Annotated in this window: 10 protein-coding genes; 6 read left to right on the top strand and 4 right to left on the bottom strand. The window is 74.5% G+C overall.

Annotated features, from left to right (window positions below; translation table 11 throughout):
- The first annotated feature begins 76 nt into the window (after positions 1-76).
- The 3 genes from F2B26_RS01115 to F2B26_RS01105 all read left to right on the top strand — a co-directional run bounded on the left by F2B26_RS01115 (position 77) and on the right by F2B26_RS01105 (position 4,778).
- Positions 77-1,342 carry a ribonuclease D gene (locus F2B26_RS01115; RefSeq protein WP_159805532.1) on the top strand — a complete coding sequence of 422 codons (1,266 nt, stop codon included), beginning with the start codon at positions 77-79 and terminating at the stop codon, positions 1,340-1,342.
- A gap of 101 nt (positions 1,343-1,443) precedes the next feature.
- Positions 1,444-2,664 carry a thiolase family protein gene (locus tag F2B26_RS01110; RefSeq protein ID WP_159805530.1) on the top strand — a complete coding sequence of 407 codons (1,221 nt, stop codon included), beginning with the start codon at positions 1,444-1,446 and terminating at the stop codon, positions 2,662-2,664.
- Positions 2,661-4,778: a 3-hydroxyacyl-CoA dehydrogenase NAD-binding domain-containing protein gene (locus tag F2B26_RS01105; RefSeq protein WP_235929425.1), complete on the top strand. Its 2,118-nt coding sequence runs from the start codon at positions 2,661-2,663 to the stop codon at positions 4,776-4,778. The genes F2B26_RS01110 and F2B26_RS01105 overlap by 4 nt, the downstream gene beginning before the upstream one ends.
- A gap of 97 nt (positions 4,779-4,875) precedes the next feature.
- Here F2B26_RS01105 and pflA read toward each other — a convergent pair whose 3' ends face one another.
- The 4 genes from pflA to F2B26_RS01085 all read right to left on the bottom strand — a co-directional run bounded on the left by pflA (position 4,876) and on the right by F2B26_RS01085 (position 10,457).
- A complete protein-coding gene (pflA, locus tag F2B26_RS01100; protein WP_159805528.1) occupies positions 4,876-5,760 on the bottom strand; it encodes a pyruvate formate-lyase-activating protein in 885 nt (294 codons plus the stop codon).
- A gap of 99 nt (positions 5,761-5,859) precedes the next feature.
- Positions 5,860-7,737 carry a pyruvate formate lyase family protein gene (locus F2B26_RS01095; RefSeq protein ID WP_159805526.1) on the bottom strand — a complete coding sequence of 626 codons (1,878 nt, stop codon included), beginning with the start codon at positions 7,735-7,737 and terminating at the stop codon, positions 5,860-5,862.
- 101 nt (positions 7,738-7,838) lie between these two features.
- Complete coding sequence (gene dxs, locus F2B26_RS01090) at positions 7,839-9,719, bottom strand: 1-deoxy-D-xylulose-5-phosphate synthase (RefSeq protein ID WP_159805524.1); 1,881 nt, start codon at positions 9,717-9,719, stop codon at positions 7,839-7,841.
- A 135-nt stretch (positions 9,720-9,854) separates the two neighbouring features.
- A complete protein-coding gene (locus F2B26_RS01085) occupies positions 9,855-10,457 on the bottom strand; it encodes a DUF4126 domain-containing protein (protein ID WP_159805522.1) in 603 nt (200 codons plus the stop codon).
- 124 nt (positions 10,458-10,581) lie between these two features.
- Between F2B26_RS01085 and F2B26_RS01080 the strand changes: the two genes are divergently transcribed.
- Genes F2B26_RS01080 through F2B26_RS01070 form a run of 3 tightly spaced genes read left to right on the top strand, consistent with a single transcriptional unit; the run spans position 10,582 to position 13,228 of the window.
- Positions 10,582-12,036: a GuaB1 family IMP dehydrogenase-related protein gene (locus F2B26_RS01080; RefSeq protein WP_159805520.1), complete on the top strand. Its 1,455-nt coding sequence runs from the start codon at positions 10,582-10,584 to the stop codon at positions 12,034-12,036.
- 5 nt (positions 12,037-12,041) lie between these two features.
- The gene (gene rraA / locus F2B26_RS01075) at positions 12,042-12,542 is read left to right on the top strand and encodes a ribonuclease E activity regulator RraA (RefSeq protein WP_201292553.1); all 501 of its coding nucleotides are present in this window, start codon (positions 12,042-12,044) and stop codon (positions 12,540-12,542) included.
- Positions 12,539-13,228, top strand: coding sequence for a type 1 glutamine amidotransferase (locus F2B26_RS01070; RefSeq protein ID WP_159805516.1), 690 nt, complete (start codon positions 12,539-12,541; stop codon positions 13,226-13,228). Before rraA ends, F2B26_RS01070 begins: the two co-directional genes overlap by 4 nt.
- Positions 13,229-13,282: the final 54 nt, after the last annotated feature.

Here is a 13,282-nt window from a genome sequence, read left to right as displayed (position 1 = left end):
GTCCGGTCGTGACCGGTTCGCCCTGGGCCCGGCACGCCTCGCACGCCCCCGGTGGGGCCGGGCCTAGCGTGGGGCCGTGCAGAACGGAACGCCCCCGACGTCGCAGCCCCAGGACGAGGCGGAGGCGGTCCCCCCGGTCGTGCCGCTCCTCGAACCCGCGGACGGCGTGCCCGACGTCGTCGACACCCCCGAACGTCTCGCCCAGGTGGTCGCCGCGTTCGCCGCAGGGACCGGTCCGGTGGCGGTCGACGCGGAGCGGGCGTCGGGCTACCGGTACGGCCAGCGGGCCTACCTGGTGCAGCTGCGGCGCGAGGGTGCCGGCACGGCACTCGTCGACCCGGCGGCGCTGCCCGACCTGTCGGCCCTGGGCGAGGCGCTCGCGGGGGTCGAGTGGGTGCTGCACGCCGCCTCCCAGGACCTGCCGTGCCTGGCCGAGGTGGGGCTGACGCCGTCCCGGGTCTTCGACACCGAGCTGGCCGCGCGGCTGCTCGGCTTCGAGCGCGTGGGGCTGGCCGCGGTGGTGGCGCAGGTGCTCGGCCGCGGCCTGGCCAAGGAGCACTCCGCGGCCGACTGGTCGACCCGCCCGCTGCCGCTCGACTGGCTGCGGTACGCGGCCCTGGACGTGGAGGTCCTCGTCGAGCTGCGCGACCGGCTCGCCGAACAGCTCGAGGTCGCGGGCAAGGCCGACTGGGCGGCCCAGGAGTTCGATGCCGAGCGGACGGCTCCGGCCCGACCACCACGGGTCGACCCGTGGCGTCGGGCCTCGGGGCTGCACACGGTGCGTGACCGGCGCCGGCTCGCGGTGGCCCGCGAGCTGTGGCTCACCCGGGAGCAGAACGCCCAGGAGCGCGACATCTCCCCCGGGCGGGTGCTGCCGGACCGCGCGATCGTCGCCGCCGCCCAGGCCCTGCCCCGCACGGTCGCCCAGCTCGTGGCGCTCCCGGAGTTCTCCGGCCGCGGTCAGAACCGGCGGGCGCCGCTGTGGCAGGCAGCGATCGACCGTGCCCTGGCGCTGCCCGACGACGCGCTGCCGCCGATGCGCGGTCCGCGCACGGACGCCCCGCCGCCGCCGCGCACTTGGGCCGACCGCGACCCCGAGGCGGCCGCGCGCCTGGCCGCGGCCAGGACGGTGGTCACCCGGCTCTCGGAGCAGCGCGACGTCCCGACGGAGAACCTGCTGCAGCCCGATCTGCTGCGCCGGCTGTGCTGGAGCCCCCCTCCGGGGCTCGACACCGCCTCGGTGGGCGACTTCCTGCTGGCCGGGGGCGCCCGCCCGTGGCAGGTGGAGCTGCTGGCGGACGAGCTCGCGCAGGCCCTGGCGGCACCGGCCGACATCGGCTGACCCCGCGGCAGGATTCTGGTACCCGAGGTACTAGAAAAGGACGAAGGTCCCGGTTACTCTTCAGTACGTTGTCACCGGACACCGACGTCCCAGGAGGCCGCATGTCGCCCGCCGCCACCCCGTTGCACGGTCGCACCGTGGTCTTCGTCGACGGGGTCCGCACCCCGTTCGGACGGGCCCGCAAGGACGGCCTGTACGCCCACACCCGCGCCGACGACCTCGCCGTGCGCTGCGTCCGCGAGCTGCTGCGCCGGCACCCGGAGCTCCCCGCCCACCGCGTCGACGAGGTCGCCCTGGCCGCGACCAGCCAGTCCGGCGACCAGGGCCTCACGCTCGGACGCACCGTCGGCCTGCTCGCCGGGCTGCCGACGACCGTCCCCGGGTACGCGATCGACCGGATGTGCGCCGGCGCGATGACCGCCGTCACCACCACCGCCTCCGGGATCGCCGCCGGCGCCCAGGACGTGGTCGTCGCGGGCGGCGTCGAGCACATGGGCCATCACCCGCTCGGCGCCGAGTTCGAGCCCAACCCCCGGTTCGTCGCCGAGCGCCTGGTCGCCCCCGACGCGCTCACCATGGGTGCCACCGCGGAGAACCTGCACGACCGGTTCCCCGCGCTCACCCGGTCCCGGGCCGATGCCTTCGGCGTTGCCTCCCAGCAGCGCTACGCCGCCGCCCTCGCGGCCGGGAAGATCGACCCCGACCTGGTGCCCGTCGCGCTGCGTGACCCCGAGCGCGGCTGGGGCCTGGCGACCGCCGACGAACCCCCGCGTCCCGACACCACGCTCGAGACGATCGCCGACCTGCCCACCCCGTTCCGCGCGGGGGGTCGGGTCACCGCGGCCACGTCGTCCCCGCTCACCGACGGTGCGACGGCCTGCCTGCTGGCCGACGAGGCGACCGCGGTCGAGCTCGGGCTGCCGGTGCGGATGCGGCTGGTCACCTACGCCTACGCCGGGGTCGAGCCCGAGCTCATGGGGCTCGGCCCGGTGCCCTCGACGCACAAGGCGCTGGCCCGTGCCGGGCTCACCATCGACGACATCGGGCTGTTCGAGCTCAACGAGGCCTTCGCGGTCCAGGTGCTGTCCTTCCTCGACGCGTTCGGCATCGACGACGACGACCCCCGCGTCAACCCCTACGGCGGGGCCATCGCCGTCGGGCACCCGCTGGCCTCCTCGGGCGTGCGCCTCATGATCCAGCTCGCGCGCCAGTTCGCCGAGCACCCCGAGGTCCGCTACGGCCTCACGGCGATGTGCGTCGGGCTCGGGCAGGGCGGCACCGTCATCTGGGAGAACCCGCACCACACGGAGGCCGGCAAGTGAGCACCTACACCGAGCTCGTCACGCACGCGTTCGCCCGCGACGTCCAGCTGCCCGACGGCGCCGGGACGATGGTGCTCGTCACCCTGGACAACGGGTTCGACCACACCCGGCCCACGACGTTCGGACCCGCCGGGCTCGCCGAGCTGGAGACCACCCTGCGCGCCGTCGGCGAACGGGTGGCCGCAGGCGGTGTCGCCGCGGTCGCCGTCACCGGCAAGCCGTACGTCTTCGCGGCCGGGGCCGATCTCAAGCAGGTCACCACCGCCGCCGACCGCGACAGCGCCCTCGCCCTCGCCCAGGCCGGGCACCGCGTGTTCAACCTGCTCACGGACCTTCCCGTGCCGACCTTCGCGTTCGTCAACGGGGTCGCCCTGGGCGGCGGGTTCGAGCTCGCGCTGGCAGCCGGGTACCGCACGGCCGCGGCCGACGTGCGCGCCCTGGGCCTGCCCGAGACGAGCCTCGGCCTCGTGCCCGGCTGGGGCGGTGCCTACCGGGTGCCTCGCCTCGTCGGCGTGGTCGCCGCGCTCGACGTCATCCTCACCCGGCCCGCCGCGAACAAGCCGTTCACAGCGGCCCAGGCGGCCCAGATCGGTCTGGTCGACGTCGTGCTCGACCCGGCCGACTTCCTCGAGCAGTCGATCCGGTGGGCCGCTGCTGTGGTGCGGGGCCAGGTCGAGGTCCCCCGCCGTCCGCTCGACGACCAGGCCACCTGGGACGCCGCCACCGCGGCCGCCCGCGCCCGGCTCGAGGAGGTCGTGCACGGGTCGCGACCCGCACCGGCCCGTGCGCTCGACCTCGTCGCAGCCGCCCGCACCGCGAGCCGCGACGAGGCGTTCGCCGCCGAGGACGAGGCGCTCGCCGACCTGATCATGTCCGATGAGATGCGGGCAAGCGTCTATGCGTTCTCCCTGGTCGGGAGCGCGAAGCGACCCGTCGGTGCGCCAGACCGGTCGCTCGCCACCCCGGTCACCCGCGCCGGTGTGGTCGGCGCCGGGCTGATGGCGGCCCAGATCGCGGTGCTCCTCGCCCAGCGGCTCGCCGTCCCCGTCGTGATCCGGGACCTGGACGCCGACCGCGTCGCCGCGGGCCTGGCGGCCGTGCGACGGCAGGTCGAGGCCCAGGTCGAGCGCGGCCGGCTGACCCCGGACGCGGCCCAGCGGCTCCTCGGGCAGGTGACCGGCAGCACCGAGCTGTCCGTGTTCGCCGGGTGCGACCTCGTGGTCGAGGCCGTCACCGAGCTGCTCGACGTCAAGAAGCGGGTGTTCGCCGAGCTGGAACAGGTGGTGTCGCCGAGCGCCGTCCTGGCGACCAACACCTCCGCGCTGTCCGTCACGGCGATGGCGGCGCACCTCTCGCACCCCGAACGCGTCGTGGGACTGCACTTCTTCAACCCTGTGGCCGCGATGCCGCTCGTCGAGGTGGTGCAGGCCGAGGCGACCTCGCCCGAGACGCTCGCGACGGCCTTCGAGGTGGTCGCACGCCTGCGCAAGACCGCCGTCCTCGTGACCGACCACCCCGGGTTCGTCGTCAACCGGCTGCTCGTGCTGCTGCTCGGCGTCGTGGTCGATGCGGTGGACCACGGCACCGACATCGAGGTGGCCGACCGGGCGCTCGACCCGCTCGGCCTGCCCATGCCCCCGTTCGAGCTGCTCGACCTGGTGGGCCCCGCCGTCGGCCTGCACGTGCTGCAGTCGCTGCACGACGAGCTCGGCCCGCGTTTCCCGGTGTCCGCCGGGCTCACCACCGTGGTGGCCGACCGGGTGCCGATCGTGCTGCCGGCCCGTGGCAAGGGCCTGCCGCGCCGGGTCGACCCGGCCGTCGCAGCCGTGTTCGCCGCGCACCGCACGGGCGAGCAGGTCCCGCTGGACGAGGCCGGCGTCCGCGACGCCGTGCTCGCGGCCCTGTCCACCGAGATCGGACGGATGCTCGCCGAGGGCGTGGTGAGCGACCCCCGCCAGATCGACCTGTGCATGATCCTGGGCGCGGGCTGGGGCTTCCACCTCGGCGGCATCTGCCCCTATCTGGACCGCACGGGCTGGTCGACCCGCGTCCTGGGTCACCGGCTGCTGGAACCGGGCGTGGCCGACGTCCCCGAGGTCGCCGCGGTGGGCTGAGCCACCGGACCCGCTGAGCCACCGAGCCGCTCCCTGAGGAGCCGCCGACAGGTTCAGGCGCCCGACGGTCCGAGAGCTCGGGCCGTCGGGCCGGTGCTCAGAAGGTCGTGATGCCCCGGGCCCGGAACTGGCCGCGGACCCGGTCGACGAGCTCGTGGCTCGGCGGGCGGGTGTCCGCCAGCTCGTAGCGCATCCCCAGGTCGGCCCACTTGTCGCGACCCATCTGGTGGAACGGCAGCACCTCGACGCGGGTCACGGTCGGCAGCGCGGCGACGTGGTCGGCGACCGCCTCGACGTTCTCCACGGCGTCGGTGAGGCCCGGGACCAGCACGAACCGCACCCAGATGGGCGTGCCGTGCTCGGTGAGCCGACGGCCGAACTCCAGCGTCGGCGCCAGGTCCCGGCCGGTGACCTTGCGGTAGGTGTCGGGCAGACCCGACTTGATGTCGAGCAGCACGAGGTCGAGGTCGTCGATCATCGCGTCGGTGCACGCCGCACCCAGGAAGCCCGAGGTGTCGAGCGCGGTGGAGATGCCGAGCTCCTTGGCGCCGCGCAGCAGCCGTGCGGTGAAGGCCGGCTGCATGAGCGGCTCGCCGCCGGAGACCGTCACACCGCCGCCGGTGGACCGGAAGACGGCCCGGTAGCGGCGCATCCGCCCGATGAGCTCATCGGCCTCGATCGGGGTGCCGCGACGCATCTGCATCGTGTCAGGGTTGTGGCAGTAGAGGCACTGCAGCGGGCACCCGGACAGGAACACGGTCATCCGGGTACCGGGTCCGTCCACGGCCGTGACGAGCTCCCAGGAGTGCACCGAGCCCAGGTCGCCGGCACGCAGCGCGGCGAACCGCTCCGTCCGCGCCAGCTCGTGCTCGACGAGCCCGGCGGTGCCGTGACCGGCCGTCCTCGTGCTCGACCCGGCGACCATCGGCAGCCCCAGCTCCACGACGGGAGCCCCCTGGGCCGGCACCACCGGAAGATTCATGGGTTGATTCTGTCACCCGGCGCCGCACTCATCCCAGGACTCTCGTCCCTCGGTGCGCCGCACCGGACCTCAGCGCGTCCCGGTCGACCTCCGTGAGCCTCAGCGCACGATGACGAGCAGTCCGTACGCCCCGCCCCGGCAGATCGCGGCGTCCACCAGCCCCACGAGGCGCTCGCCGCGGGCCGCGGTGGTCTCGCCCAGATCGGCGGCGTGCACCGGGTAGGGGCACGCGAGCCCCGCCTGCGCCTCGGGGTACGGCATCTTCGCCACCGAGGCCACCAGCTCGTCCGGGGTGCCCGTCCAGGCGAACAGCGGCGCCTGGGCCGGCCGGCCGTCCGGGGTCGCACCGGTCGCGGTCCCGTCCTGCGCCGCCGGACGCACCAGGCCCTGGGCGTGGATCGCCCCGCGATAGGTCTGGCGGCCGCGCAACGCCGTCATGAACGTCCGCAGCAGCCACACCGCGAGGTCGTCGGCCCGGTCGTCGTCCGTGCCGAAACGCGGCACGACACCCTCGACCTCGACGTCGACCACCAGACCGTCGGTGGAGCGCACCGGCCGCACCCTGGCGTGCCGGATCGCGGCGAGCCCGTCCGCCGCGATCGCCACCCCCGCGACCTCGCACACGAGCGAGCGCAGCACGATCGCATCGGACAGCCCCATCGCGACCCGCTCGTAGCCGTACCGGTCGCGGGTGGCGTGCGCGCAGACCAGCGCGTCGACCGCCACTCCGGCGAGCCAGTCCAGCGTCGCCCGCAGTCGCGGCACCACGTCGTCGAACTCGAGCAGGTCACCGGTGACCGCCGAGGCCACCGGCCCCACCTGCCGCCCGGTCAGCTCGTCCCGCCCACCGTTGATCGCGTAGAGCAACGCCTTGGCGAGGTTGACCCGCACCCCGCCGTAGGTCACCTGCCGGCCCACCCGGACGGCCGTCGAGGCGTTGCCGACGATCGCCGCGTCGTCCCCCCACGAGGCGCGCACCAGGTCGTCCGAGACGTACGTGACCCGCACGCCGTCCAGGCTCGCCCGGGCGCAGCCCCGCCGGAACGGTTCGGGCAGCCGCGCGGACCACAGCACGGCAAGGGCCGGCAGCGGACCGTCCGCCACGTTGCGGAACGCCTGGAGGAACCGCATCGAGGTGTCGGTCACCAGGTGCCGCCCGTCCTCGGCGGTCCCGCCCAGCGTGAGCACCACCGGCCGGCACGCGCGCAGCCGCCCGACCATGCCGAGCACGAGCACGAGGTCGTCGCAGATCTCCTGCGCGCTGGCCGGGGTGAGCGTGCCGCTGACCAGGTCCCGCTGGATGTAGACGTCGAGGAACGCCGCGTTGCGGCCCCAGGCCGTCTCGGCCGTCTGGTGCTCCACCATCCCGGCGAGGTAGGCGAGCAGCATCCACTGCGCGGCCTCCCGTGCCGTCCTGGCCGGCTGGGTGAGGTCCACCCCGGCGAGGTCACCGAGCTCGGCCAGCCGCGTCAGCCCGATGAGCTGCTCGGCGAGGTCGGCCCGCTGCCGCACCACCTGCTCGGTGCTGGCCACCAGGTCCAGGTCGTTGCGCTCGGCCCGCTTCGCCGCGGCCAGTGTCCCCACGCCGTACAGGGCGACCCGACGCACGTCCCCGAGCACCCGCCCGCCCCCGTCGGCCGGCCCGTCGACCAGGTGCGCCGCACGGGCCGCGCGGACCACCTGCGGCGCGATGTCGTCGAACTCCTGCGACAAGGCGCTGTGCGAGCCGAGCGTGCGCCAGACCTGTGCGGGCAGCCCGACGATGAGCTCGGCCACCCAGTCGCCGACCTCACCCGAGGTGCGCTGCACGAGGGCTGCGACCCGGGTGGAGGGCCCTGCGAGGGGCACGTCGCGGCATGACGATGGCGCGACGTTGCGCAGCACGAAGTCGCGCACGTCGATCTGTTCCTGCCACGGGCCGGCGGCGAAGCCGGCCCAGGCGGCGGCGACGGCCGTCCCTGTGAGGTCGATGCTCATCGCAGCTCCAGGTCGGGGTCCGTCTCGACCCTACGGAGCGGGCGGCTCGCACGACCGGGACGTTGGGCCCGCGCGCGGGACCAAAGGCCCGACTGGTCGGCTCAGTCGGTGTCGGCGAGCCCCGCCAGCACCTGGCCTGCGATCTCGTGCGGGCCCAGGTGCAGCTCGGCCACGAGCTGGTCCCGGCTGGCGTGGTCGAGGAACCGTCGGGGCACCCCGAACGACTGCACCCGGGTGCCCGTGCGGGCCCCGACCGCACCGACCAACGTCCCGATCCCGCCCTCGACCAGGCCGTCCTCGATCGTCACCACGTAGTCGCGCTCACCCACCAGCTTGACCAGCGCACTGGGCAGCGGCAGGGCCCAGCACGGGTCGACGACCTCCACCCCGAGACCGTGCGCGGCCAGCAGCTCGCCGACGCCGAGCGCGGTCGCCGCCATCGAGCCGATGCCGACCACGAGCACCCGGGGCTCGTCGGCCCGGCCCTCGTGCCGTGCCAGCACGTCCACCCCGTCGAGCTCGTCGACGGCGGGCAGCTCCGGGCCGAGGGCGCCCTTCGGGTAGCGGACCACGGTCGGGGCGTCGTCGACGTCGACCGCCGTGCGCAGCGCCGCGCGCAACGTCCGCTCGTCGCGCGGGGCGGCCAGCCGCAGACCTGGCACCAGGGACAGCAGCGCGAGGTCCCACATCCCGTTGTGGCTCGCGCCGTCGTCACCGGTGAGCCCGGCACGGTCGAGCACGAAGGTCACCCCGGCCTTGTGCAGCGCCACGTCCATGAGGACCTGGTCGAACGCCCGGTTGAGGAACGTCGCGTAGACCGCGAACACCGGGTGCAGCCCGGCGAACGCCATCCCGGCCGCGGCCGTCGCAGCGTGCTGCTCGGCGATGCCGACGTCGACGACGCGCTCGGGGAACTCGGCCGCGAACCCCGCCAGCCCGACCGGCTGGAGCATGGCCGCGGTGAGCGCGACGACGTCGGGGCGGCGGCGCGCGATCTGCACGATCTCGTCGGCGAACACGGCGGTCCAGCCGAAGCGCGAGGGTGCGAGCGGCAGCCCGGTCTCCGGGTGGATCGGCACCACGGCGTGGAACCGGTCGGCGCTGTCCTGCTCGGCGGGTGAGTAGCCCTTCCCCTTGCGGGTGATGACGTGCACGATCACCGGCCCGCCGTACGCCTTGGCCAGCCGCAGCGCCCGCTCGACCGCGGGCTCGTCGTGCCCGTCGACCGGACCCATGTACTTCAGCCCGAGGTCCTCGAACATGCCCTGCTGCGGCGCGACGACGTCCTTGATGCCCTTCTTCAGCCCGTGCAGCGCGTCGTAGGCGAACCGTCCGGGTGGGCCCGAGCGGCGCAGGGTCGACTTGCCCCACTCGAGCATCGACTCGTACCCGCGGGCGGTGCGCAACGCGTCCAGGTGCCGGGCCAGGCCGCCGATGGTCGGCGCGTACGAGCGCCCGTTGTCGTTGACCACGATGACGATGCCCCGGTCGTCGCCGTCGGCGATGTTGTTGAGGGCCTCCCACGCCATCCCGCCGGTGAGCGCCCCGTCACCGATGACCGCGACGACCGAACGGTCGTCCTGCCCGGTGATCGCGTTCGCTCGGGCGATGCCGTCCGCCCAGGACAGCGCCGTCGAGGCGTGCGAGTTCTCCACCACGTCGTGCTCGGACTCGGCACGAGAGGGGTAGCCGGACAGCCCGCCCCGCTTGCGCAGGCCCGAGAAGTCGGTGCGCCCGGTGAGCAGCTTGTGCACGTACGACTGGTGCCCGGTGTCGAACACGAAGGTGTCGCGCGGTGAGCTGAAGACGCGGTGCAGCGCGATCGTCAGCTCGACGACGCCGAGGTTCGGGCCCAGGTGCCCGCCCGTGCGCGAGACCTGGTCGACCAGGAACGCGCGGATCTCGTCCGCCAGACGTCCCACCTGCCGGCCCGACAGCCGTTGCACGTCCGCCGGCGAACGGATGCCCTCGAGCAGTCCCACGCCCGTCCCTCCTCCACGTACGGCACCCGCGCCGTACGGGTCACGGGACCGAAGCGTCCCGGGTCGTCCCACTCTAGACGGCGCAGGCCGTCCGGTCCGGTCGAACCGGGCAGCACCGCGTCGGCACCGTCCCCGTCAGGAGCTGGTCCCCTGCGGTGGCTGCTGCGCCGCCCGCCGTCGAGCGGCCCGCCGGCGCAGCACCCAGACACCCGCCGCGACCATCGCCACCATGACGAGCACGACGAGCACCGGGACCAGCACGGCGACGACCGACACGCCCAGGCTCACGCCGTCCTCGGCCGCGCTGACGACCGGGCCGCCCAGGCCCCCGGTGGCCACGTTGACCACCGGTCGCGCCGTTGCCTTCACCGAGTGCACGAGTGCGGCGACCACGACACCGGCCAGCACACCGACCCACGGGTGCTCCCCCATCCACGTGGAGTGCTCGAGCTGGGCCGCGGCCTGGCTGGCTGCGAACACGAGCCCGCCCGTCGCCGGTCGCAGCACCGTCTGGACGGCGTCGTTGAGCGAGTCGACCGCGGGGATCTTGTCCAGCAGCACGTCGGAGGCCAGCAGCAGCGCGCCGATGCCGAGCGCCCACCAGCTCGTCATCCACTCGAAGCCGGGAGGCAGCACCACCACCGTCGTGAACCGTGCGAGCAGGGCCATCACCAGGAACGGGATGTAGGCGTTGAGCCCCGCCGCTGCGGACAGGCCGAGACCCGTGAGCGCCACCATGGCGTGAGGGTAGCGGGGGCGTGGGCGCACGCGGGGGCGGGCGGGCGACGAGGTCGTGCGCCGACGGCGGAACCGGTCCCCCGCACCAGGGTGCGTCGAGCAGGTCGCCGGTACGATTGGTGCAATGCGCTTCCTGCCCGGCCACGAGGCCACCACCGACCTCACCTACGGCGACGTCTTCCTCGTCCCGTCGCGTTCGGAGGTCACCTCCCGCTTCGACGTCGACCTGTCGACCACCGACGGCACCGGCACGACGATCCCGGTGGTCGTGGCCAACATGACCGCCGTCGCGGGCCGTCGGATGGCCGAGACGATCGCCCGCCGCGGCGGCATCACCGTGCTGCCCCAGGACGTGCCCGGCGACGTCGTGGCCGAGGTCGTCGCCTCGGTCAAGGGACGGCACACCGTCGTCGAGACGCCGGTGGTCGTCACCGAGCACGACACCGTGCACACGGCGCTCACCCTCATCGGCAAGCGCTCGCACGGTGCGGCCGTCGTGGTCGCCGACGGCCGGCCCGTCGGGGTGGTCACGGACACCGACTGCCAGGGCGTCGACCGGTTCACGCAGGTCGGGCAGGTGATGGCGGCCCAGCCGACCACCCTCGACCTGGCGGTGCTCGAGGACGGCGGCACGCGCGGGCTGGAGGCGGCCTTCGATCGGCTGCACGCCACCCGGCGGCGGTTCGTCCCGGTGGTCCGCGACGGGGCGCTCGTCGGAGTGCTCACCCGCATCGGCGCGCTGCGCTCGTCGATCTACACCCCGGCGCTCGACGATGCCGGTCGGCTGCGGGTCGCGGCGGCCGTCGGGATCAACGGCGACGTCACGGCCAAGGCGGCCGAGCTGCTCGAGGCCGGTGTCGACGTGCTCGTCGTCGACACCGCGCACGGGCACCAGCGCAAGATGCTCGACGCGCTCGCCGCCGTCCGGTCGCTCGACCCGCAGGTGCCTGTCGTCGCCGGCAACGTGGTGACCGCGCAGGGCACGCGTGACCTGCTGTCCGCCGGTGCGGACATCGTCAAGGTCGGGGTGGGTCCCGGCGCCATGTGCACGACGCGCATGATGACGGCGGTCGGTCGCCCGCAGTTCTCCGCGGTGCTCGAGTGCGCGGCCGCCGCACGTGAGCTCGGCGGGCACGTGTGGGCCGACGGCGGGGTGCGTCACCCCCGCGACGTCGCCCTGGCACTGGCCGCCGGTGCCTCGCAGGTGATGATCGGGTCCTGGTTCGCCGGTACCCACGAGTCCCCCGGCGACCTGCACGACGACGGCACCGGCCGGCTCTACAAGGAGTCGTTCGGCATGGCCTCGGCCCGCGCCGTGGCGGCCCGCACCCGAGGCGGCTCGCCGTTCGAACGGGCCCGGAAGGGGCTCTACGAGGAGGGCATCTCCTCCTCGCGGATGTACCTCGACCCGCGCCGGCCCGGCGTGGAGGACCTGCTCGACGCGATCACCTCGGGGGTGCGCTCGGCCGCCACCTACGTGGGCGCGAGCACCCTGGCCGAGCTGCACGAGCGGGCCGTCGTCGGCATCCAGTCGGCGGCCGGTTACGACGAGGGGCGTCCGCTCCCGGAAGGGTGGTGATCGGCGTGCTCCTGGCCACGGCCGACCTCGTGGACCGCTACGGCGACGACCTGCAGTCCTGCGACCTGCAGCTACGTCAGCTCGGCGGACGTCGCGCGTTCGCCGGCCCGGCGGTCACGATCTCCTGCCACCTGGACAACGGCCTGGTCAAGGCCACGCTCAACGAGCCCGGCGCGGGCCGCGTGCTCGTCGTGGACGGCGGCGGGTCGCTGCACACCGCGCTGATGGGCGACATGATCGCCGGCGCCGCGGTCGCGCACGGCTGGGCCGGGGTCGTCATCCACGGCGCCGTGCGCGACAGCGCCGTGCTCGCCACCCTCGACCTCGGGGTCAAGGCGCTGGGCACCAACCCGCGCAAGTCCGCCAAGGACGGCGTCGGGAGCCGCGACGTGGTCGTCGAGTTCGGTGGCGCGCGCTTCACCCCCGGTGCGCTCGTCGTGTCCGACGACGACGGCGTCGTCGTGCTGCCTGCGCAGGTCACGCCGGCCGAGATCGGTCTCGCATGAGCCGCCCCGTCCTCGTCCTCACACACGCCCCCACCGAGGGACCCGGCCTGGTCGCCGCGGCGCTGGACCACCCCTACCGGGTCCGCACGGTGCTCGACGAGCAGCACCCGCGGCTCCCCGCGGTCGACGAGATCGCGGGTCTGGTCGTCATGGGCGGGCCCAGCGACGCCGACGACGACGCGCACCACCCCGGCCTGGCCGCCGAGCGGGCGCTGCTCGCCCAGGCCGTCGCCGCCGATGTGCCGACGCTCGGGGTGTGCCTCGGCGCGCAGCTGCTGGCCCTCGCCCACGGGGCCCGGTTGCTGCGGCGCGCCGGCACCGAGATCGGGTTCGCCCCGATCGAGCTCGTCGGCGACGACCCGGTGCTCGCACCGCTCGGCGCCAGTCCCGAGGTGCTGCACTGGCACGTCGACCAGGTCGAGCTGCCGGACGGCGCGACCCTGCTGGCCAGCAACCCGACGACGCAGGTCCAGGCGTTCCGGATCGGGTCGGCGCTCGGCCTGCAGTTCCACCTCGAGGTCGACGCCCCCATGCTCGACCTGTGGCTGTCGACGCCCGACGACCTCGTCGATGCCGAGCAGCGCGCGCAGATCGCGGCCGACGGGGCCCGGGTGCTCCCCCGGCTGACACCCGCCGCGACCACGGCGCTCGGGCTGTTCGGGGAGCAGGTCCGGGCGCGCGGATGACCGCGTCGCCCGACGCACGGGCCCAGGTCGCCGCCCTCGCCCGGCTCGGCGTCG

Source organism: Cellulomonas citrea, assembly GCF_009829685.1.
GTDB lineage: Bacteria > Actinomycetota > Actinomycetes > Actinomycetales > Cellulomonadaceae > Cellulomonas > Cellulomonas citrea.
Note: the sequence above shows the minus strand (reverse complement) of the source record. Positions and strands in the feature narration are given on the sequence as shown.

Excerpts from the sequence above, each read along its gene's own strand:
- F2B26_RS01070 (WP_159805516.1), top strand. The coding sequence starts at position 12,539 with ATGAGCCGCCCCGTCCTCGTCCTCACACACGCCCCCACCGAGGGACCC.
- F2B26_RS01080 (WP_159805520.1), top strand. The coding sequence starts at position 10,582 with ATGCGCTTCCTGCCCGGCCACGAGGCCACCACCGACCTCACCTACGGC.
- F2B26_RS01085 (WP_159805522.1), bottom strand. The coding sequence starts at position 10,457 with ATGGTGGCGCTCACGGGTCTCGGCCTGTCCGCAGCGGCGGGGCTCAAC.
- pflA (WP_159805528.1), bottom strand. The coding sequence starts at position 5,760 with ATGAATCTTCCGGTGGTGCCGGCCCAGGGGGCTCCCGTCGTGGAGCTG.
- F2B26_RS01110 (WP_159805530.1), top strand. The coding sequence starts at position 1,444 with ATGTCGCCCGCCGCCACCCCGTTGCACGGTCGCACCGTGGTCTTCGTC.
- F2B26_RS01095 (WP_159805526.1), bottom strand. The coding sequence starts at position 7,737 with ATGAGCATCGACCTCACAGGGACGGCCGTCGCCGCCGCCTGGGCCGGC.